The sequence below is a fragment of the Verrucomicrobium sp. BvORR034 genome, from assembly GCF_000739635.1.
In the GTDB taxonomy this organism is placed as follows: Bacteria; Verrucomicrobiota; Verrucomicrobiia; order Verrucomicrobiales; family Verrucomicrobiaceae; genus Verrucomicrobium.
Map to the genome: position 1 here is coordinate 1 of NZ_BATQ01000177.1, position 20,379 is coordinate 20,379.

A 20,379-nucleotide genomic window follows, 5' to 3' on the forward strand; every position below is an offset into this window, starting at 1 on the left:
TACCCACCCCATCACCAACGCGCTGACAGAAGGGCTCAACAGCCGCATTCAACTGCTCAAAACGTCGGCACGGGGCTTTCGCAACTTCGACAACTACCGCATACGCATTCTGTTCTTCCTCGGCGGGCTCGACATGCTTCCAGCCTTGTCACAATCTACGGAAACTAACGAAGAACCCAAAGTTGCAGGTGATCCTTTGCGGCGGAATAAGCCCCTCTACTCCGCTCCGTGATCCTCGCTCGTCACGCGCACGACTTCCTCAAGCGTCGTCACACCGTCGAGGACCTTTTGCCAGCCGTACTCTCGCATGGAGATGAAGCCATCGCGGCGGGCTTGTCGGAGGAGGGTGTTGGCGTTGGCCTTCTGGGCGATGAGGTCCTGGATCGCCGGGGTGACCATGACGAGTTCGTAGATGGCGGTACGGCCGTAGTAGCCGGTGCTGCGACAGGCGGGGCAGCCGCTCTGGGCGGCTGAATAAATGATGTGCCCGGCAGGAATGACAAAGCCTGCGGCGGAAAGCTGCTCTGGGCTGTAGTTCGCCGGCTTGCGACACTGCGGGCAGAGGGAGCGCACGAGGCGCTGGGCGATGAACGCGCGGACCGAGGAACTAACGAGGAAGGGCTCCACCCCCATTTCCACCAGACGGGTGATACCACCGACGGCGTCATTCGTGTGCAGGGTGGAAAACACCAAGTGACCGGTGAGGGAGGCGCGCACGGCAATTTCCGCGGTCTCAAGGTCGCGAATTTCCCCCACCATGACCACATTCGGGTCGCCGCGCAGAATGCTGCGCAGACCGCTGGCAAAGGTGAGGCTGATCTCCGGTTTCACCGCGATCTGCACCACGCCAGGAAGCTTGTGCTCCACAGGATCTTCAATGGTGACAATGCGGCGCGAGATGCTGTTGAGCTGCGAAAGGAAGGTATAGAGCGTGGTACTCTTGCCGCTGCCCGTGGGGCCGGTCACGAGCACGATGCCGTTGGGCCTCGCCAGCAGTGTGTCCACCTTGGCGCGATACTCTGCAGAAAGGCCCAGCTTGGCCAGGGTGAAGCGCTCCTGACCGAGAAGACGAAGGCTGATGCTCTCGCCTTCCACGCTGGGAATGCAGGCCACGCGCACGTCGATGCTCTGATTGTCCAGCTTGAGGTTGATGCGGCCGTCCTGCGGCAGGCGCTTCTCGGCAATATCGAGCCGGGCCATGACCTTGATACGGGCCAACACGGAGGCCTGGAGAGACTTGATGTTCTCCGGCACGGGCACTTCATGAAGCACGCCATCAATGCGGTAGCGGATGCGCAGGTTGTCCTGCACGGGCTCCACGTGAATATCCGTGGCGCGTTGGAGCAGGGCCTCGCGGATGACTTGGTTCACAAACTTCACCACCGACGCCTCGGCGTCATCGGCATCGATGACATTGGCCTCGTCGCGCAGGTGACTGTCGTCCGCGTCCATGTCGCGGGACTTCATGATATCATCAAAGGTGTCCGCACCCACGCCGTAGAAAGCCTGGATGGAACGCAACACTTCCTCCCGGGGAGCGAGACACCAGCGCACCGGCAGAGACACTGTGCGGGCCACCGCCTGACGGGCCATGAAGTCAAAGGGATCATAGCAGGCCAGCAGCAGCACGCGACCGGGAGCAGCAGGTTCAGAGCCCCCTTCCTCGGACGCATGGGTGGACGAAGTCATTTCCTCCACCCCGAGCGGCAGCAACCGGTGACGCAGGGCCAACCGGGCCGGGCAGAGACGTTTGAGTTCCGAGGCTTCTTCCAGCTTCGGTTGCAGCATGGGCTCCCAAGGCCAGCCCAGCTCATCCGCCAGCGGTTGGAGCATCGCCTCCTCCACGAGTCCTCGCTCCAGAAAGACGTCCACCAATGAGAGACCCGCAGCATTGGCCTCCTGCGCGGCGACTTTCAGATCCTCAGGATCAGCCACAGTCGGGAAGGCAGCACTGAGGGCAAGGGCGGGCATAAGACGCGGATCAAGGGGCAAATCTGCCGGAGCAGGTCAATGACAGATCTATTCAGCAAAGAAGACCATTCCTTACTCCGTCACCGTCACTTCTTCTTCCTCATCATCATCGTCGTCGTCATCTCCATCCGCATTGTGGAAGCCCTGGCGCTCCAGCATGAGACGGATGGCCTCCGAGGCCTGGCTCAGGCTCTGGCCTTTGTAATTTGCGCGGTTGGTCTCCTCGTCATCCAGGTTGGCCTTGATTTCCGAGAACCCGGCGGCTCCGATGCTGCCATTCAGGGCGGGGCCTTCTGCCTCGCTCTCATCATCCGCGCTCACGGACATGCCGGTGAGGGACTTCGCCACCCGAGCATCCAGAGTGTAGGTCGGCCCGCGCACATGCACGGTGTGATTGATGTCACCCATGGCCACGAGGGCACCCATGGCCGTCCCAGCCCCCAGGCTCGCAGAGATGACGGCCTTCTTGTCCCCACCGCCACTGATGGCAGTGAAGAGTCGTCCGCCATCGGCCGCCTCCACGTACACCCGTTCATCATCCGTGCTGGTCAGGAAAAACGTGCCACTGCCTCCCAGCAGAGGAGCCACAAAGTACCCTCCGGTAAAGGGATGATAGTTGATGCCCTTGTCCTTGCGGAAGTCGAGCTTGTAAATAAGCACCTGCGCCTGCGCGGAGGAAACCGCAGCTAGGGTGAGCAGAAGGGCCAGGAAAAATGAAAGGGGGCGGATCATTTACCAAAACGCTACCGGGCGGGTTTCCCGGTGTCAAACCTTGTTCCGTGGCAGTTGTGGTAAAAACAGGACTTAGATTCGTGCTTGGCAGCAGCAGGGCCACCGTGGAGAATGCCTCGCTGCGTTCGCCGCCCTCATTTGACGCCGATGTTCCGGCCCTCCCCGTCCCCCTATTTCCCGCGGCGCGCCACTGGCTCGGCGTTGCTCGTGGTATTGTGGGTTATTGCCCTGCTCTCCTTTCTGGTGGTGACCACCATGATGATCACCATGCAAGATGTGGAGACTGGCATCTCCCGCAAGATGGTCTTTCGCGCCCGGCAACTGGCCGAGATGGGCGTGGCCGTGGCCAGCCACCCGATGGTAAAAGCCCAAGATCCGCTCCTGCGGCGCAAGGTGAGTGACACCGAGAGCTACCACGTCAGGCTCACCACCGAGGAGGCCCGGATCAATCTGAACTCCCTGCTCACGGAGGAGAAACGCCCCGCCCTGCAGCGCGTTTTCACCCGCTGGGGCCTGCGCCCGGCCGATGCCAGTGAGTTGGTGGAGAGCTTGATGGACTGGAAGGACGCGGATGACCTGCGCCGGCTGCAAGGCGCAGAGCGTCAGGAGTATGAGCGCGCGGGTTTTGCCGACCGGCCATACAACCGTCCCTTTCACACCCTGGATGAAGTACTGCTCGTGAAGGGCATGGGTGCCTTTGCAGATGCCCATCCGGAGTGGCGGGAGATCTTCACCCTTTGGGGTGATGGCAGGGTGGATGTGAATGAGGCCTCCGCCGCCGTCATCGCAGCCACGGCAGATGTGTCCCTCTCCGTGGCGGAAACAGTAGTGGCCGTGCGGGATGGTCGCGATGGCGAGCACCAGACGGAGGATGATCAGCTCTTTGAGAATGTGGAGGATGCGCTCACGCTTCTTGGCCTGGGGGGTGAGCAACGCACGGCCGCTGCGGCCTTGTTCAGCCTGCGGGGCAGCACCCTGCGCATCGAAAGCGTCGGCCAGGTGAACGATCTCTCTCGCGGTATCGCCGTCATCCTGAAGAAGGATCCTGTGCGGCCCAAGGTGCTGGAGTGGCGTGAGTTCACCGTGGAGCCCGATCACCGCAGATAACCGAAGCGCGAAATACATCAAAAAAACCACGAAAATTAGACTCGCTCCTAATAAGAGTATCCCCTAGCTTTCGGACTACTGCATGGGAACCCCCTCACCATCTCAGAGCTTGCGACTGCCCGGCGAAGAAGGCTGGGAGTGCTGGCTGCTCGACGCCCGGGGCGCCTGGCAAAAGTCCGCCAAACCAGAAGCTGCGGCAGGCGGCATTTTTGCCATCCCCTTGCAGAGCCTCGACAGCAGCCCGTTCTGGGTATCGCAAGCGAGTGAAAGCCGGCTGGCCGAGACCACTGACCTGCGGTGGGAGGCACTGGGCATGGAGCCCGGGGCCGGCGGCCAACACTGGGTGCAATGGCCCGTCGCCACCATAGGAGACAAGCTGCTCGTCGGCAGCGTGGCTCTGGCAGACGATGCGTGCGAGGAGCTGTGGCATCGCAGCCTGCCCGACTCGTTTGAGATCAGCGCCCGCCTCTACCCCATCTCGCATGATGAGGCGGCCATCTGGCGGGAACTGGGCCGACTGGTCATGGCGGTGCAGCGCAACGGACAGCTCCTGCACACGACTCTTCTATCAGCCCGGGTGCTCGATGGCGCAGCAGCAAAAGAGATTCGAGACCTTCTGATGGCTCTGGACATGCAAGGTCTCCTGGCCCCCCTCCAGGCCGTGAATGTATGGACTGACAGCGCGCCAGAATTTTCGGATGCGCTGCAAAGCGCGCTCGGGGCCCGCATCCACACCGGGGCTCGTCCTGCCCCTCATCCCCCACACACCCGCAGCCATCTGCTTCCAGCCGCTGCGGCGGCGATTCGTCGTGACCGCGAAAAGGCGCGGCGACAGGCGATGATGCTCACCGCCGCCACGCTGGTGGTGCTCCTCTGTTTCGCCGCATGGGCGGGCTGGTTGACCTGGCGCCAGCACAAGCTCGATGCCGCCCTGGCGATCCTCCGGGTGGATGAACCCCGCGTGGCGCAGGTGCAGGAGGCCCAGCTCCGGTGGCGTGCCCTGGAGCCCGCCATCGACCCCGCTACTTATCCAGTGGAAATTTTCGATCAGATTGTCAACCTGCTACCGGAAGAGGGCATCCGCTTCCTCGATTTTTCCATGGACCTCGAGACGCTCGTCATCAGCGGCGAAGCCACCTCCCCCATTCACGCCTCCAAGTTTCAAGCAGATCTGAAGGCCAGCCCCGCCTTGGAGCGCTACGCCTTCAACACGCCCGTGCCCACCATCCGTCCAGACAATCGCGCAATCTTCCGCGTGGAAGGCAACATCAACGACGGAGGTGAGCATGAAGCCCAGTGAGCGCCGTCTGATGCTGTTGTTTTTCGTTCTGCTCGCGGTCATCTCCGGCCTGCTCGGCACGCGGGAGCTCCTCTCCTGGCAGAAGCGCCTGAGCAAGGGTGAGGACCGCCTGGAGCTCACCCAGATGGAGTCCCGCCTGCTGCTGGCGGAGGCGGACGTGTGGAATGCCCGCAATGAATGGATCGACCAGAGCCAGCCGGCGATGAAAGACGCGCTGGAGGCCAACCAGGAGCTGACCCGCGCCGAGGAGATGGCCCGCGACCGCGGCCTGGAGACGCTTAACCGGCAACTCCTCGAACCCGAGGCCACCGGTCTCTACCAGCAGCTCGGCTTCACCATGACGGTGAAAGGCCCGCTGCAGGAGGTCTTCCGCTGGCTGCACCGGCTGCAGGCCCCTGCTGATTTTCGTGTGATCCCCTCCCTGAAAGTGGCCCCTGACAAGCAGGACCCCAATCTCGTGGTGGCCACCGTGCAGGTGTGGCGCTGGTACCGGACAGCCGGCCAGCCAGCCCCCGCGTCCGGCCCGCTCACGGCCGGCGCCACCCGCCCGTGACCGGTCGCCCTTTCTGAAACGCCCCGCTCATTATTTCATGAATCCCCGCCTGCCCCTCCCCCGGCTGCTCCGTGGCTGCGTCGTCATCGCCACTGCGGCGACGCTAATGGCCAGCGCCCAAACTCCCGGCCCCACGCCGCCCGTGCCGCCACCCGCAGGCCCCGGTTCCGGCCCTGCTTCGGGACCCGTGCCGGGTCCCGTTCCCGGCCCTGGCCCTGGAGGTGCCCCTCCCTCCATCCGCCCGCAGCCAGCCCCGGTGCAGCCTCCCGGCTCTGTCACCAGCACCCAGCGTCCCGGACCTCGCTCCGGCCGCGGTCACCGCATCCAGTTTACCGCCGCCCCGCTGGGGGAGGTGATCGAGTTCTACCAGCAACTCATCGGCAAGCGCATCATCCGCGATCCCAAGCTGGAAAACGCCACCGTCACGATCGAGACCTCTGGGGAGGTGCCAACCGCAGAAGCCATCGAGTTTTTGGAGAAATCCCTGCTGCTGGCGGGCTACGCCATCGTCCCCAGTGGGAACAACATGCTCAAGGTGCTCGGTTATGAAGGTGGGCGCATCCCCGCCAGCGAAGGCGTGCCCATGATCCTCTCCGACGAGGGGCTGCCCCAGTCCGACCAGGTGGTGAGTTATCTCCTGAAGCTCACCTACCTGAATTCCGAGGAGGCTGCCCAGGCCTTCGCCCAGATCATCCCGCCCCACCCGTACGGCAAGATCACCCCGGTGCCTAATGCGAAGGCGCTGGTCATCACGGAGAACTCCAACACCATCCGTGCGTACATCGACCTGACCCGCCAGGTGGACGTGCCCCCGGGCGAGGTGAAGCACAAGTCCATCCATCTGGAGCGTGCCGATGCCGAGGAAGTCGCCAGCGCCATCAGCGAGCTGCTCGGCCTGGGCAGCCAGGGAGGTTCAGGTGGCTCCAGTTCCGGCAAAGCCCCACGACCTGCTCCGGTGGCACCGCAACCGGTGCGCCCGACCAATCCCCAAAACGCCGCGGCCATGGCCGCCGCCCAGGTGAACGTCACATCACCCATCGGTGGGACCGAAGCCGAAGCCACGCCAGCCAAGATCCAGGCCATCGCCCGCACCAATACGCTGCTGGTGGTGGCTCGTCCGCTGGACATTCAGTACATTGAGAGCCTGGTGGCCGAGTATGATGCGGCCTCTCCGCAGAAGACGTTTGTTTCCCGGAAGCTTCGCTACCTGAAGGTGATGGACTTCCTCGATGTAGCGCGGAATGCCTTGCTGCGCGGCGCCAAAGACGATGGCGGCAGCGGTTCCAGCCCATCCTCCAGCGGCGGCAACCAGACCACCACGAGCACTTCCTCCTCCCGCAATTCTCGCAGCGGATTCGACAGCTCGGGCGGCAGTGGGAGCGACAGCAGCATGACCGGCTTTGGTGGTGGCGGCGGGTTCGGCGGTGGTGGTGGTTTTGGAGGAGGTGGCGGCGGCGGCGGTGGCAGCAGCCAGCCAGCCGATGTGCAGCCACGCAGCGTGCTGATTGGCAAGACGCTCGTCATCGCAGATCCCTCCGCGAGCCAGTTCTACGCCAGCGGTCCTCCAGAGCAACTGCGCATGCTGACCGAGCTGGCCGATGAACTGGACAAGCGCCCACGCCAGGTTCTGCTCACTGCGGTGATCGGGGAATTCACGCTGGGCAACGACTTCTCCTTTGGGGTGGACTGGCTGAACACTTTGGAAAGTGTCGGCAAGGATGGCCTCATTGCTGGAGCCCTGAACACCACCGGTGCCGAGCCTGTGGACTTCACCAAGTTCGGTGGCATTGAAGACTTCGTGGCTCCCCAGGGCCTCGCCGTCTATGGCCACATCGGCAAGCACTTGAACGTCTTCCTGCGCACCCTCGAGCAGAACAAACGCTTCCACGTGCTGCAAAAGCCGACGGTGACGGCCCTGAATCATGAAGAGGCCAACATCTTCATCGGCCAGGATCTGGCCATCGCCGGACAGACCCTCACCACCGGGGGCACCACCGTGAACGGAGCCTCCGTGGCCAGCACAACGGACTACGTCAAAGTCCGGCTCGAATTGCGCATCACCCCTCACATTTACGCCAATGACGAGATACGGCTGGACTTCGAGCAGACCAACAATGACGTGTCTGGCTTCACTGAGATCAGCGGCAACCGCGTGCCCAACCTCAGTGTCCAGGGCATGCGCAACACCATCATCGTGCCCAACCGCAGCACCGTGCTGCTGGGTGGCCTCATCACCGAGCGCGACACCAAGAACAAGAGCGGCCTGCCCTTCCTCATCCGTGTGCCGGTGCTCAAGCACCTCTTTGGCAACACGTCGAACAGCAAGGAACGCCGCGAGCTGATGATCTTTGTGCAGCCGCAGATCCTGAATGACGGCATGGACCACCTCAATACCCAGTCCAAGTGGGTGGAGCAGACTCAGTCCTACCCTGTGAACAAGCAGTTTGCGGATGACACCATCCATGTGCCTCTGGAAGTGACTCCGCCATCTCCCGGGCAGGGCGTGACCTCCCCCATCCTGCCGCTTCCAGGCTGGACACCAGAGAACGGTGCAGCTCCCCGCATGTCCAACGATCTGCCGCCAGAAGGGCCTGCCACCACGACGGTCACCACGAACGTTCAGCAAGCTCCGCGTCCCCGCATGACAAGCGCCCCTCTCGAGGCGGCACCCGCAGCTGTCCCAGTGGATGAAAGCGCTCCCACGGCCCGCACTGCGAAGCAGAAGGCCAATGAGCGGACCAAGATGCTGAAAAAGTAGCCGTGGCGCCGATCTCACCCCGTGAGCAGTTCAAGGAACTCACCTCCTCATGCCCGTCTTCCATTTTGAAGCTGTGAATCTGGCCGGCCAGGCGAGCTCCGGCACCTTGGAGGCGTCGGATCGTGGGGACGCGCTGCGCAAGCTGACCCGCCGTGGTCTGCAACCTTCCAGCGTGCGCGCTGGTGCTTCAGCCGGCGCATCGACAGCTAAAGCACCCGCAGCATCCGGCAGCACCAAGGCTGGCAAACCGGGCAAAGACGCGGAGGCACGGCCTGCTGCGAAAGCTTCCGGTCGGTCCGCGGGCACCCCAGGCACTGGCCCCATTAAACTTAAAAAGGCCCAGGTCATCCAGTTCACCGAGGAGCTGTGCGATTTGCTCGCCGCCGGACTCCAGCTGGAGCAGGCGCTGCACGCCATGGAGAACCGCAGCACCGTGGTGGTCCGTGATCTGGCCATCCAGCTCCGTGAGAAAGTGCGGGACGGCATCCCTTTCTCAGTCTCGCTTCAGCAGGTGTCACCCTCCTTCGGCGAGCTTTATTGCAATCTCGTGGGTGCCGGGGAGGCGAGCGGCTCGCTCCCCTCCATCCTGAATCGTCAGGCCATCTACCTCACGCAGATGCAGACGCTTCAGGCGAGGGTGACCACCGCGCTAATCTATCCGTTCTTCATCATTACCTCCGGTCTGGGGCTGGCCGTGATGTTCCTCACCTACCTCCTGCCCAAGCTCGCGGTGCTGATCAAGAGCACGCATGGCGATCTGCCCACCATCGCGGTCGTCCTCATGGCAGCGAGTGATTTCTTCATCGCCTGGTGGTGGGCGATGCTGGCAGGCGCGGTGCTCACGATCCTCACCATCGTGGTGCTCTTTCAGGACAAGGGTCGACAGGCTTGGTGGGATCGCGTCCAGCTGGACCTGCCCATTTACGGCGGCGTGCTTCGCACCCGGTTCGAGGTGCAATTTCTTGAGACGCTGGGCAACCTCATTCACAACGGCCTCCCCCTTCACCGGGCGCTGGAGCTGGTGCGCAAGGCCACCGTCAACCAGTTCCTGCGCGAGCGGCTCGGCACGGTGGAAGCCGCAGTGGCCGACGGCGGCTCTTTGAGTCGCGCGCTGGAGAAAGCGAATGTGGTGCGCCCGCTGGTCATCGACATGGTGCGGGTGGGTGAGCAGACTGGCGAGCTCTCCGACGCCCTGCAAAAGGCGGGCGGCCGTTTTGAACGTCACCTCAGCAAGGCCATTGACCGCGCCACCGCTCTGCTTCAGCCCGTTATCATTCTGGTGATGGCCAGCATGGTCGGCACCATGGCGTGGATGATGATCAACGTCGTCTGGGCCACGCTCAACAATCTGCAACGCTGATCTCCCTGATTGCCGATTTTCAGCCTGCCGTTTAGATTTGAATCCCCACACCTCCTCGTTCACTACGATGAAAACCCAACCCAGAATTCGCCGCCGCCAGTCCGGCTTCACCCTCATGGAGATCATGCTCGTCATGTTCATCATTGCCCTGATCATCGGCAGTGGCGTGTTCATGATGCGAAACGTTAGTGAGGGAGCCCAAATCTCCCGTGCGGAATCCGACATCAAAACATGGGAGACCATCCTCCTGCGCTATCGCACCACCCACCTCTCCCTGCCCACGCAGGCCCAGGGTTTGGAAGCCACAGTGAGACGGCCGGACGGCGTCAAAAAATGGATGCAGCTGGCCACGGAGAACGCACTGAACGACCCCTGGCAGCACAAGTATCAGTACCGCAATCCGGGTAAGAAGAATGTCGGCCGACACGACATCTTCTCCCTCGGACCTGACGGTGTAGAGGGTACTGACGACGACATTGGCAACTGGGAGTAAGGCTCTCCTGGTTTCGCCCACCGATGCGCCCGATGCGCCCGCTCATCTCCTCACCAGTGCGTCGTGGCTCCCCGGGCTTCACGCTCCTGGAGATCAGCATTGTGCTGTTCATCATGGTGCTGCTGGTGGGCCTGTGCATCTACAGCTTCGGCGGCCTGACTGCGGAAAGAGAACTGCGCAAGCCAGTGTCGGAACTACAGCGCATGACCATGGAGGCAGTCCGGCGCGCAGCGTTGCAGGAGAAACCCCAGGTCATCCTGTTTGAACCCACCGGCTTTGCCATCCGCTACCGGCAGGATCCAGACGGCATTCGTCAGAAGGATGAAGATGAATTCTACATCCGCCGCGTCAAACTGCCCCCGGCCATGAAGCTGACCTTACGCCGGTGGGGTGCAGAGAAATTCGTCCCCGCTCCCGGACAACGCCTGGTGGTGGCGGCTAGCGGACTGTGCGAACCTCTCACCGCCCGCTTTGAGCTCGGAGCGTCCTGGCTGGAAGTGACGGTGGACCCGTTGAGCGGTCGCGTGATCGATGAAGGCATGCACATTCCCGGAGATTCATGAAATCACGGCCACCACTCATCGTCCGGCGACACGCCGCAGCCTTCACCCTCCTGGAGGCGCTCATGGCCCTGATGGTGTTTAGCACCGCCGTGGTCTCCCTGGTGGCGGCCATCAACGGCATTGGCACCGCCTGGAATGACATGCGCGAGGATCTGGTAGTGCAAACCCGCCTGGAAAGCCTGCTGGTGGAAGCCACCCGCAAGCCCGACCCCAACCAGCCGATGGGTCACATCGCCCCTGGCGAACGAAAGGTGCAGGAGAATGGCGTGGCCTATCTGGTCAAGATCGAACCCCTGGAGCTCTCCAACAAAGAAGGACATGAACTGCCGCAACTCATGCGAGTGCGCGCCATCGCCAGGTGGAATGATGGCGGCCGGGATCGTGAAGAAACGGCCGAGACCTGGATGTGGCCACCTCTGTTCGCCCCTAATTTGCAGCAGCCATGACGTTCGGCCCGCCCCAGCGACGACGCCCGGCCGGCTTCAGCCTGCTGGAGGTGATGATGGTCATGTTCATCCTGGCCATCTTGCTGGGCGCCGTGTTTGGCGTGGTGCGGGCCACCATCCAGCTGAGCAATGACATGACCGATACCCAGCTCGCAGAAAGCCGCGTCAACGGCTTCTCCCAGTTCTGCGAACGCACTTTGCGCAATCTCCCGGCGAATGCCGTGGTGCGGCATCGCGTGAAACAAAAGGGCAATCACTACCTGTCCCAGCTCACGTTCAAGGGATCGCCAGGAGCCTTCTCCACCCAGGGCTCTGGCGGCAATGAGGTGATGGTGCTGGAGACCGACGAGCAGGTGGATGGTTATCTCTCGGTCATCCTCCGTTCCATGACCGCCACCCAGGCCCTGGCCTGGGAAAAAGGCGACAACCGTGTGGGCCGTCGCCTGAAACTGCTGGAGGATGTCACCAGCCTTGAGTGGCGTTTCTACCGCGTGCAGAGCGGCGAATGGGAACCCGTGTGGAATGAACGGCTGGACCTTTATCCCCTCGGCGTCATCACCGCGAACCCGGCTCAGGATGATCCCGCCGCCGGTGGTCAGCCCCCCCTTCCCGGGCAGCCGGGCGCGGGCCTGAACACAGCACCCGTCATTCCGCGCAAACAGCGTCCGCAGCTCATGGAACTGCGGCTGACCATGGCGGTCGGCCCGCCGCAACACTGGACCTTCTGGGTACCTCCCGCGGAAACGCCCTCCGGCAGCAGCAGCCCCACCCCGCCGGTGACGCCGCCGCCGGGCACCCCCGTGGACCCGGCCCCGGATCCCGTGCCTGCTCCTGCCCCGGAACCTCCGCCTTGATCTGGATTCACCACTGTATTTTCCACAAAAACGCTGGAACTTTTGACCGCACCAACGGAAAGTTGATTCCCGACGTCCCAAGGCATGAAGATCCCCCGCAACGCTTCTCACACCGGCACCGCGATCCCGCTGGTGACCAGGGGGCGCGTCATGCAAGCCGCAGCCTTGGTCTTGATGCAGGCAGGCTTGTTGACCGGGCTTTCAGCGGCAGAGCCCTGGGCTCCGCCCACCCCCTTTCCAGAGCAGCGGTACGAAAACGGTTGGAGAAAAAATCCATTCACGCTGAAAACTGCCCCTGTGGCGATCCAGCGAGAGTCTTTTGCCAAAAATCTCGCTCTGGGCAGCATGTACGACGACGTCGATGGCGTCACCTCGGTGGTCATCGTCAACACCAAGACCCGTGAGCGCACCCGACTGCGTGGGCAAGAACCCAGCGCCAACGGCATACGAGTCGAGGAGTCCGTCATCGCCGACACCCGGCGTGACTCCTATGCTGTGGTGATGATGGGTGGTGAAAAAGCCACCCTCCGATACGACGAGGCCTTTCTCAAACAGATGGCCGCAGGCGGCGGGACCAGCCCGACCGGAGCCGGAACAGCCCAGCGTCACCCTGCCGCCAACGGAGGCGAGCCTGCGGGCGAAGGCCAACCCACCCCGATGACCGCCATGAACGGAGCGCCTCCCATGGGTGGTGGCGGAGCCGCTTCGAATGCGCCCATGTCCAATGCTTCTGGAAGCGGCCCTGCGCCCACTCCACCTGGAGTGCGCACCCCATATCCCAACGGACGCCCCACCATTGCCAACCGCCGTCGCCTGACAGCACCGCAAGGCGCACCCCAGCCGCCACCCCCACCGCTCGCGCCCACGGATAATCCGTAGCCAGGATGCTGCGGCAGATTTGGACTTGATGGAGCAGCCGGGCAACTCGGATGCTGGCCCACTCCATGCGTAGCAGCCCGCCCCTTGGAATTATTTCCTAGAATTAATTAATAATTCACAGGGCGCCCGCTTCGCATGGGCCGATTTCCCCCTCCGCCCTCTCCCCAAACGATGGGAGGCGCGGAACCGGCTTTCACCAGCTTCCGCGCCTCCAGCAATTGTTTCCTAGAATTAATTAATATATCACAAGCCGTTGTAGATGGTGTTGGGCACCATCTTGACGTTGGCGGTGGCCCCGCGACGCTCAAAGCTGAAGGCGGAGGGGAAGGGCGTGCTGCCCTTGTCCACATCCCCCTGACCCACCTGCTTCCAGCCAGCGGTCACCGATGGTGGGGAGGCGGTGGCATAGTAGAACTGATCCCAGCCGCCGGTGGCGTTGGGGATCCACACAATGTCGGCCGTGGTTTCCGTCCCCTGGAGCACCTGGGTGCTCAAACCGCTGTTGGCCAGGGTCGAGCCCGTGGGATACACGGTGTTGAGAGGGAGGTTGGTTCCGTTGGCGACCGGGAAGAACGTGGGCGTGGCCCGCAGCGATCCGGTGAAGGTGATGGTCAGGTTCGTGAAGTCATTCCGGGTGACCCAGAGACCATCCACGTGATAGACCGGTGTCCCGGCAGCATCAGCCGTGCCACTGTTCACCTCCCGCCAGCCTGCAGCCGCCGTGGAGTAGAACACATACTTGTACCCGCCTGCGCCGTCCGGCACATAGACCAAGTCTGCGCTGCCGTTCCACGTGGCCGTAGGACAGGGCTTCAAGCCGGCGGAGTTGGTGGCTCCGAACAACGTGGTGATCGTGTGGGCAGCTCGAACCTCATAGGTGTCCCCTGGAGCCGAGAAGCTCGAGAGGTCATCCTCTGTGGTGAGCACCCGCTGGGCAATGGCCGTGACCGGGCTTGCGATGCCCTTGTTCGTGCCACTGGTAATTTCAACCCAGAGATTGCTCTGCCCCGCCAGCGCCACGTTGAAATCAACGTTGTTGTCGGTCAGGCTGTTTGCTGCCTCGGCATCAAGTTTGCCAGAGGCCAGCACCGGTCGAACAAAGTTGACCCCCACCAGTGTGGTGGACCAGGCGCGGGCAGTAACTTTGTGAAATCCCGCCAGTTTGGACGGAACGGTGGACGGGGCTTGCCCCATGAGGTTGGTAACAGCGGCAACCATGGTGCCGATGAGGAAGAGTGATTTATTCATGATTTTTCTTAATAAATCACGCTGAAAATAAGAGGGATTCATCCCGCCTGTCTACACTAAATATAAAACGTATGGAACTGAGCAAATTGTATTGACCGGTCTAAGCAAAATTCATAGACCTAAGCCCGGAATTATTTTCCTTAATTCCACTAACGCGTCAACACATGGTTATGACACGCTTCCATACGTCTGTGAAAATCGGGTTCGCTGTGGCCTTGGGGATGGCCGCTTCTGACGGGTACGCTGCCACTGATTACAACAATGATGGGTACGACGACGTCTGGCAGCAACGCCACGGCATCACAGTTTCCTCATACCCGCTCACCAGCGACTACGATGGTGACGGTGTTACCAATCAGGCGGAAAGCGTCGCGGGTACGGATCCCAAGAACTCCTTGGATGTGCTGGCTGTGACCAATATTGTGGTTTCAGGCACCAACATCCAGGTATCGACCAAGACCCAATCGGGCAAGCGGTACAAGCTGCAAAGCAGTGCTGCCCCGAACGGCCCCACCTGGACGGATGAAGGCAGCCCGCTGACCGGCAACGGCACCGTGCAGACCTTCACAGTCGCAATGGGCAGTGGCACGGCACCCAAGTTCTACCGGGTGCAGGCCGAAGACCAGGACACCGATGGTGACGGCATCTCTGACTGGGCCGAAGGGCTCATGGGGACCAACGCCACCCTGGCCAACTCGCCCAACAACGCGTCTGGCGGTGTCGCTTCCGACAGCGAAACCCTGCGCAGCCTGATGTCGATCACCACCAGCGTGGTCACCGCCAGTGCTTATGAAAAGGAAGCCACCACTGCCCGCCTCCGGCTGACCCGCTCCTATGGCACGATGCCACTGACAGTCTCCTACACCACGGCTGGCAACACGGACACCATCAAAGGATCCGCCGCCGCCGGGGACTACACGCTGAAGGATTCGGCGAACGTTGCGATTGGCAGCTCCTTCACCATTCCTTCCGCCGCGACCCAGTACGATGTGCAGATCGCCCCGGTGCTGGACACAGCCAACGAAGTGCCGGAAATGCTGCGCCTCACCTTCCGCAGGGTGACCGGCAGCGTGACCACCCAACTGGGCAACACCCAGGCGGTGCACATCCGGGATGCCACGAACACCACGGCCAACCGCAAGCTCTTTGTCGCCTATCTGGGGCGTGAAGGTGGCGCGGTGACCACCGCCACTGGCGTGGCCACGCTGCTGCTCAACGGGGACAACACTTCCGCTGAAGTGAACTCCACCTTCAACAACCTGACCTCTCTCCAGAGTGCCTCCCACCTGCATGCGGCTCCCGCCGGCACCCCGCAGGCGAGTGGCCCCATCATTGAGAGTCTGGAGCTTGGCCAGGTAACAGCCCATGTGTACCCCATCACTGCGGAGTCGGTGGCTCTATGGAACACCGATCAGGCCACGTTGGACAATCTCTACAACGGGTACATCTACATCAACGTTCATACCGCGAACTACGGCAGCGGTGAAATCCGTGGCAACTACGCTCTGGCCAATGGGTCCGTCACGCCGCCTCCGGCACCTGCGGCTCCCCCCACCTATGGCAGCACGGAGTTCCCGAACCTCGCGGCCAGTGGCGTGAACAACAACCCGGCGCTGGATCGTGACATCGCCCGCTTCCTCACCCAGGCCAGCTACGGCCCCACGCCGGAAAGCATCCAGGAGGTGAAAGACCTCATCGCCGCCAATGGCAACAACGCCATCAACGGCTACACGGCCTGGATCAACAAGCAGGTCGACCTGGTACAGACTCCCTCACCGTCCCTGACCACCCTGGTGCAGGCTGCCGATGTGGAAGAGTTCATCATCCGCAACAACAAGCCGGTCACCTACGGCAACGATCCGCAGTTTGGTGGCAACTCCACCCAGTGGAACGGCACCACACGGGCCTGGGATGCCAGCAGCATCTGGAACAACAACTACCCCTTCCAGAACAACCGCCGTCGTGAGTGGTGGACGCTGGTGCTGCAAAGCAAGGACCAGCTCCGTCAGCGGCTGGCCCTGGCCCTGAGTGAGATCGTGGTGATCTCTGAAAATGACGGCACGGTCTCCACCTACCACTACGGTGCCTCCAACTACTGGGACATGCTGGCGCAAAACGCGTTTGGCAAATACCGCACCATCCTGGAGAACGTGACCTACAGCCCCATGATGGGCATCTACCTGAGCCACCTGAAGAACCAGAAGGCGAACGGTCAGATCAGCCCGGATGAGAACTATGCGCGGGAAATCATGCAGCTCTTCTCCATCGGTCTGGTGCTGCGCCACCAGGACGGCAGCCTCCAGCTCAACACGAGCGGCCTGCCCGTCTCCACCTATGACCAGACGGACATCACGGAACTGGCCCGCGTCATGACGGGGCTCAGCTTTGGCAAACGCAATGCCACGGTGGTTGGGGCTCCTACCTACCCGACCGCCACCAACCAGGCGATCGGTGCGGTGGAAGACAACACGAACTTCTTCCAGGGTGGTGGCCACCGCTTCTGGCAGGCCTCCTGGGTGAATCCCATGAAGATGTTCGACGCCTACCATGACTTTGCCGCGAAGACGCTCTTCGCGGGCAAGGTGGGTGCCACCGCCATCCCTGCGCGGACCAACAACGCAACTCCGGAGTCGGAAGGCAATGCCGATGTGATCGATGCGCTCAACGTGCTGGCTGGCAATCCTGCCAGCAGCACCTACAACGGGCACCCGAACACCCCGGTCTTCGTCAGCCGCCTGCTCATCCAGCGGTTTACCACCTCGAACCCCAGCGCCGGCTACCTGTACCGCGTCACCCAGAAGTACAAGGACACCAACGGCAACCTGGGCGAGGTGATCAAGACCATCCTGCTGGACTACGAAGCCCGCAGCCTGAACACTGCGGATTCCGTGGTGGCGTTTGGCAAGGCCAAGGAGCCGCTCCTGCACTTCACCGCCATGATGCGCGGCGTAAAGAGCTACACCGGCTCCCCGCTGGCCACCCTGAACACGATGCCGGTGACCTTCACCGCCACGGAGTCCCCGGTGACCACCGCCTATCCCTCCACGGAGCTTGCCAAGTTCCCCGCTGGTGCGGTGCGGTTCCGCTTCTTCGACACGCAGTCCTCGATCACCCAGTCTCCGCAGCGCGCTCCCAGCGTGTTCAACTGGTTCATGCCGGACTATGTGATGCCTGGACCGCTGGCTTCCGCCGGTCTCTTCGCACCTGAGTTGCAGGTGGCGACAGAGTCCAACGTGGTGAACGTGGTCAACTCGCACTACAACATCCTCTTCACCTCGGTGCCACCGACGGTGAAAGCGGGTCGCGGGCTGGATGACTACCTGAACCTCGCCTCCTACCGCAGCGCGGCCGGAGTGCAGCTCACCGTACCAGCCTACGCGGTTTCCGCAGGATACTTCAGCGCGAACACCTTCGATCCCGCAGGTGCCACCACGCAGCCCGGAGACATCAACAACCAGGTGGACAACTTGATTCCCAAGTTCGACGACCTGATCACGCTGTACACCAACACCTACACCACCACGCTCGCCGCTCAGTATGCGCCCGCCGCGGTCCCGGCCACCCCGGGCACCACACAGAAGCAGGCAGCCCATGCCGAAGCGGTGAAGGTGGTGCTGGACCAGTGCGACCTGCTCTTCACCTCCGGTTATCTGAAGGCGAAGTTCGGCAGCGCCGCCGCTCCGAACCCCCGCCAGTCCATCATTGACGGCGTCAACCTCATCGCGGCCAACAACCGGCACACGACGGATCCGACGAACTTCACCAATGATGCCCGCACCCGGGTGCGCAACCTCCTCTACCTGGCGGTCAGCGCCCCTCAGGCCATCGTTCTCAAATGACCGTGCTCCGCGTGATGTTGTTTCAAATATCCTCAAACCTTTTCCAAGCTTCCAAACATGAATCTTCTGTTTCGTCGCAAGAATGAACCCAGCCGCCGCCAGTTCCTCGTCCAGACGGGGTGCTCCGCCATGGGCATCACCAGCGTGGTGAACACGCTGGCCCACCTCAAACTCATGCAGGGTGCGCTCAATGCGCAGTCCTCCGGGGGAGGGTACAAGGCCCTGGTCTGCGTCTTCCTCAACGGGGGCAACGACTCCAACAACATGCTGATGCCCTTTACAGGCACGGCACGTACGGACTATGAAACCGGCCGCGGGGTGCTCACCATCCCCACGGCCAACGCCAATGCCGCACTGAATGCGCTCCAGATCAATGCCACCAACGTCGCCGAAAGCGATCCATTGGGCGGCTATCTGGGCACCTTCGGCGTGCACCCGAAGTTCAACCATGTGAAGACCATGTTTGACACCGGGGAACTGGCCTTCGTCTCCAACGTGGGCACCCTCACCCAGCCCGGTGTGACGCGCGCCAACTACGCCACGGCCTCCAAGCCGCCGCAGTTGTTCTCGCACTCCGACCAGCAGGTGCAGTGGCAGAGCTCCATCCCAGACAAGCCCTTCACCAGCGGCTGGGGTGGTCGTGTCGCGGATCTGCTCGACCCGGTGTACAACCCCACCACGGGGAATGCCTCCATGTCGGTCTCCATCTCCGGCGTGAACAGCTTCCAGGTCAGCCCCACAGGTGTGGTGGCCCCTTATGTGATGACCAGCAGCGGGGTGGTGAGCTTTGGTGGTTATGGCACGAACTACGCGAGTGCCGTGAACAACCCCAGCCTCCTCTTCCAGGCCGCGAATTACAAGACGGGTGAGCAGGGTCGACGCCTCCAGGCGTTTGAGAACATCCTCCAGATGACTCATGCCAGCCTGATTGAAAACGCCTACAACGGCGTGGTCATGAACGCCCGTGTCACGGAGGGCATGGTCGGCACCGCCCTTCAGGGCACGGCGGGCGCCACCGCCGGCACCAGCACGCTGGACACGGTCTTCAATGACGCATTCGTGGGTTCAGGGTTCAACGCCAACAACGACTTCACCAATCAGATGAAGCTCGTGGCCCGCCTCATCGCGGGCCGCTCCTCCCTCGCCAACACCCGCCAGATCTTCTTCGTCCAGCAGGGTGGCTTTGACACCCACACGACGCAGATCCCGGCTGGCAGCAACACGGGTGGCCACACCGGGTTGATGAACAACCTCAACTGCACGCTCAAGGGCTTCCGCGATGCGCTCACCTCCATGGGCGTGTTCGACAACGTGGTGACCTTCACCGCCTCCGACTTCACCCGCACCTTCACGGCGAACAAGGGTGACTCCTCTGCAGGCAGCGATCATGCCTGGGGTGGACACGCCATCGTCATGGGCGGTGCGGTGAAAGGCCAGCGGGTGTACGGGAAGTTCCCCGTGCTCAAGCTCGGTGCCGCCACCAACAGCATCGACTCCACCGGAGCCAGCGGTCGCTGGATCCCGAGCTCCAGTGTGGACCAGTACGCCTCTGTCCTGGCCAAGTGGCTGGGCGTGGGCGATGCGCAGCTGGCCAACATCTTCCCGAACCTGAGCCGGTTTAACAGCCCGTCCAGCGCGGCTGCCAACCTGGATTTCCTGGACTTCAGCGTCTAAGGTTCCTGAACTTGCAAAGGCTCCGGCAAACAAAGGTTGCCGGAGCCTTTTGTTTTCATTCTACTAGCTGCCATGTCCTCCTCTCAAAAATCGCGGAGCACGTTATTGCTGATTGTCGCCGTCATCGCCATCGCTGCGGTGGTGCTGGTGTTTGTGATCCGTTCCTCCCCAGACGCAGCCTCACCCACCACGCCGGGCAAACCTACGGCGGAAGCTCCCAAGCCCGTTCAACCGGTAGTGGATCTCGGACCGGTATCTGTACACCAGTCCGCACCGGAGCTGGCCGCTCAGCTCACCCGGAATGATCTGGACTCCATGGCGCGCATTGAAGCGGTGAACCAGATCCTGTATGTGTACCGCCAGGGCTTTGGCGGCAATCCCTCTGGTCAGAACGAGGACATTGTGGCCGCCATACTGGGCGAAAACGAAAAGCGCACCGCCCTGCTGCCCAAGGACTGCCCAGCCATCCAGGATGGCAAGCTGGTGGACGAATGGGGCACCCCCTACTGGTTCCATTCCGTGACGGCGAAGGTCATGGAAATTCGCTCCGCCGGGCCTGATCGCGATCTTTTCACCAATGATGACATCTTCGTCCAGTAGCA

At 62.2% G+C, this 20,379-nt stretch carries 16 protein-coding genes and 1 pseudogene; 14 read left to right on the forward strand and 3 right to left on the reverse strand.

The annotated features are described in order from the left end of the window. Positions 1-157: pseudogene (locus BV034_RS34315) on the forward strand (transposase); the annotation flags it as partial. Positions 158-216: 59 nt separating this feature from the next. Here the strand turns inward: BV034_RS34315 and BV034_RS31295 are convergent. After that, on the reverse strand, positions 217-1,971 hold the full coding sequence (locus BV034_RS31295; protein ID WP_050030875.1) for a GspE/PulE family protein: 1,755 nt from the start codon (positions 1,969-1,971) through the stop codon (positions 217-219). Between the two features lie 72 nt (positions 1,972-2,043). Then, on the reverse strand, positions 2,044-2,703 hold the full coding sequence (locus BV034_RS31300) for a hypothetical protein (RefSeq protein ID WP_050030876.1): 660 nt from the start codon (positions 2,701-2,703) through the stop codon (positions 2,044-2,046). A 147-nt stretch (positions 2,704-2,850) separates the two neighbouring features. Here BV034_RS31300 and BV034_RS31305 point away from each other — a divergent pair, with 147 nt between their 5' ends. The 10 genes from BV034_RS31305 (at position 2,851) to BV034_RS31350 (ending at position 13,016) form a co-directional block, all read left to right on the forward strand. Then, the gene (locus BV034_RS31305) at positions 2,851-3,810 is read left to right on the forward strand and encodes a type II secretion system protein GspK (protein WP_050030877.1); all 960 of its coding nucleotides are present in this window, start codon (positions 2,851-2,853) and stop codon (positions 3,808-3,810) included. 109 nt (positions 3,811-3,919) lie between these two features. Then, positions 3,920-5,110 (forward strand): PilN domain-containing protein, encoded by a 1,191-nt coding sequence (locus BV034_RS31310; protein WP_265593678.1) that lies wholly within the window; start codon positions 3,920-3,922, stop codon positions 5,108-5,110. Next, positions 5,097-5,663 carry a hypothetical protein gene (locus BV034_RS31315; RefSeq protein WP_050030879.1) on the forward strand — a complete coding sequence of 189 codons (567 nt, stop codon included), beginning with the start codon at positions 5,097-5,099 and terminating at the stop codon, positions 5,661-5,663. Before BV034_RS31310 ends, BV034_RS31315 begins: the two co-directional genes overlap by 14 nt. Positions 5,664-5,700: 37 nt before the next feature. Further along, complete coding sequence (locus BV034_RS31320; RefSeq protein ID WP_050030880.1) at positions 5,701-8,421, forward strand: secretin N-terminal domain-containing protein; 2,721 nt, start codon at positions 5,701-5,703, stop codon at positions 8,419-8,421. A gap of 49 nt (positions 8,422-8,470) precedes the next feature. Beyond that, the gene (locus tag BV034_RS31325; protein ID WP_050030881.1) at positions 8,471-9,781 is read left to right on the forward strand and encodes a type II secretion system F family protein; all 1,311 of its coding nucleotides are present in this window, start codon (positions 8,471-8,473) and stop codon (positions 9,779-9,781) included. A 67-nt stretch (positions 9,782-9,848) separates the two neighbouring features. Continuing rightward, positions 9,849-10,274: a type II secretion system major pseudopilin GspG gene (gene gspG / locus BV034_RS31330; RefSeq protein ID WP_050030882.1), complete on the forward strand. Its 426-nt coding sequence runs from the start codon at positions 9,849-9,851 to the stop codon at positions 10,272-10,274. Positions 10,275-10,306: 32 nt separating this feature from the next. Continuing rightward, a complete protein-coding gene (locus tag BV034_RS31335; RefSeq protein WP_050030883.1) occupies positions 10,307-10,837 on the forward strand; it encodes a prepilin-type N-terminal cleavage/methylation domain-containing protein in 531 nt (176 codons plus the stop codon). Next, positions 10,834-11,283: a hypothetical protein gene (locus BV034_RS31340; protein WP_050030884.1), complete on the forward strand. Its 450-nt coding sequence runs from the start codon at positions 10,834-10,836 to the stop codon at positions 11,281-11,283. Before BV034_RS31335 ends, BV034_RS31340 begins: the two co-directional genes overlap by 4 nt. Beyond that, complete coding sequence (locus BV034_RS31345) at positions 11,280-12,137, forward strand: prepilin-type N-terminal cleavage/methylation domain-containing protein (protein WP_050030885.1); 858 nt, start codon at positions 11,280-11,282, stop codon at positions 12,135-12,137. Before BV034_RS31340 ends, BV034_RS31345 begins: the two co-directional genes overlap by 4 nt. An 84-nt stretch (positions 12,138-12,221) precedes the next feature. Next, the gene (locus BV034_RS31350) at positions 12,222-13,016 is read left to right on the forward strand and encodes a hypothetical protein (protein WP_050030886.1); all 795 of its coding nucleotides are present in this window, start codon (positions 12,222-12,224) and stop codon (positions 13,014-13,016) included. A gap of 243 nt (positions 13,017-13,259) precedes the next feature. Here BV034_RS31350 and BV034_RS31355 read toward each other — a convergent pair whose 3' ends face one another. After that, the gene (locus BV034_RS31355; protein ID WP_050030887.1) at positions 13,260-14,264 is read right to left on the reverse strand and encodes a hypothetical protein; all 1,005 of its coding nucleotides are present in this window, start codon (positions 14,262-14,264) and stop codon (positions 13,260-13,262) included. 164 nt (positions 14,265-14,428) lie between these two features. Between BV034_RS31355 and BV034_RS31360 the strand changes: the two genes are divergently transcribed. The 3 genes from BV034_RS31360 (at position 14,429) to BV034_RS31370 (ending at position 20,377) form a co-directional block, all read left to right on the forward strand. Next, entirely contained in the window at positions 14,429-18,103 is a 3,675-nt protein-coding gene (locus tag BV034_RS31360) for a DUF1800 family protein (RefSeq protein WP_265593679.1), read from the forward strand. 57 nt (positions 18,104-18,160) lie between these two features. After that, on the forward strand, positions 18,161-19,777 hold the full coding sequence (locus BV034_RS31365; RefSeq protein WP_050030889.1) for a DUF1501 domain-containing protein: 1,617 nt from the start codon (positions 18,161-18,163) through the stop codon (positions 19,775-19,777). 72 nt (positions 19,778-19,849) lie between these two features. Then, positions 19,850-20,377 carry a hypothetical protein gene (locus BV034_RS31370; RefSeq protein WP_050030890.1) on the forward strand — a complete coding sequence of 176 codons (528 nt, stop codon included), beginning with the start codon at positions 19,850-19,852 and terminating at the stop codon, positions 20,375-20,377. The last annotated feature ends 2 nt before the right edge of the window (positions 20,378-20,379 follow it).

What these genes read in the sequence shown, in the direction of transcription:
- BV034_RS31325 (WP_050030881.1), top strand. Translation starts at nt 8,471, where the DNA reads ATGCCCGTCTTCCATTTTGAAGCTGTGAATCTGGCCGGCCAGGCGAGC.
- BV034_RS31315 (WP_050030879.1), top strand. Translation starts at nt 5,097, where the DNA reads ATGAAGCCCAGTGAGCGCCGTCTGATGCTGTTGTTTTTCGTTCTGCTC.
- BV034_RS31295 (WP_050030875.1), bottom strand. Translation starts at nt 1,971, where the DNA reads ATGCCCGCCCTTGCCCTCAGTGCTGCCTTCCCGACTGTGGCTGATCCT.
- BV034_RS31370 (WP_050030890.1), top strand. Translation starts at nt 19,850, where the DNA reads ATGTCCTCCTCTCAAAAATCGCGGAGCACGTTATTGCTGATTGTCGCC.
- BV034_RS31355 (WP_050030887.1), bottom strand. Translation starts at nt 14,264, where the DNA reads ATGAATAAATCACTCTTCCTCATCGGCACCATGGTTGCCGCTGTTACC.
- BV034_RS31360 (WP_265593679.1), top strand. Translation starts at nt 14,429, where the DNA reads ATGGTTATGACACGCTTCCATACGTCTGTGAAAATCGGGTTCGCTGTG.
- gspG (WP_050030882.1), top strand. Translation starts at nt 9,849, where the DNA reads ATGAAAACCCAACCCAGAATTCGCCGCCGCCAGTCCGGCTTCACCCTC.
- BV034_RS31300 (WP_050030876.1), bottom strand. Translation starts at nt 2,703, where the DNA reads ATGATCCGCCCCCTTTCATTTTTCCTGGCCCTTCTGCTCACCCTAGCT.
- BV034_RS31340 (WP_050030884.1), top strand. Translation starts at nt 10,834, where the DNA reads ATGAAATCACGGCCACCACTCATCGTCCGGCGACACGCCGCAGCCTTC.
- BV034_RS31365 (WP_050030889.1), top strand. Translation starts at nt 18,161, where the DNA reads ATGAATCTTCTGTTTCGTCGCAAGAATGAACCCAGCCGCCGCCAGTTC.
- BV034_RS31350 (WP_050030886.1), top strand. Translation starts at nt 12,222, where the DNA reads ATGAAGATCCCCCGCAACGCTTCTCACACCGGCACCGCGATCCCGCTG.
- BV034_RS31305 (WP_050030877.1), top strand. Translation starts at nt 2,851, where the DNA reads ATGTTCCGGCCCTCCCCGTCCCCCTATTTCCCGCGGCGCGCCACTGGC.
- BV034_RS31335 (WP_050030883.1), top strand. Translation starts at nt 10,307, where the DNA reads ATGCGCCCGCTCATCTCCTCACCAGTGCGTCGTGGCTCCCCGGGCTTC.
- BV034_RS31320 (WP_050030880.1), top strand. Translation starts at nt 5,701, where the DNA reads ATGAATCCCCGCCTGCCCCTCCCCCGGCTGCTCCGTGGCTGCGTCGTC.
- BV034_RS31345 (WP_050030885.1), top strand. Translation starts at nt 11,280, where the DNA reads ATGACGTTCGGCCCGCCCCAGCGACGACGCCCGGCCGGCTTCAGCCTG.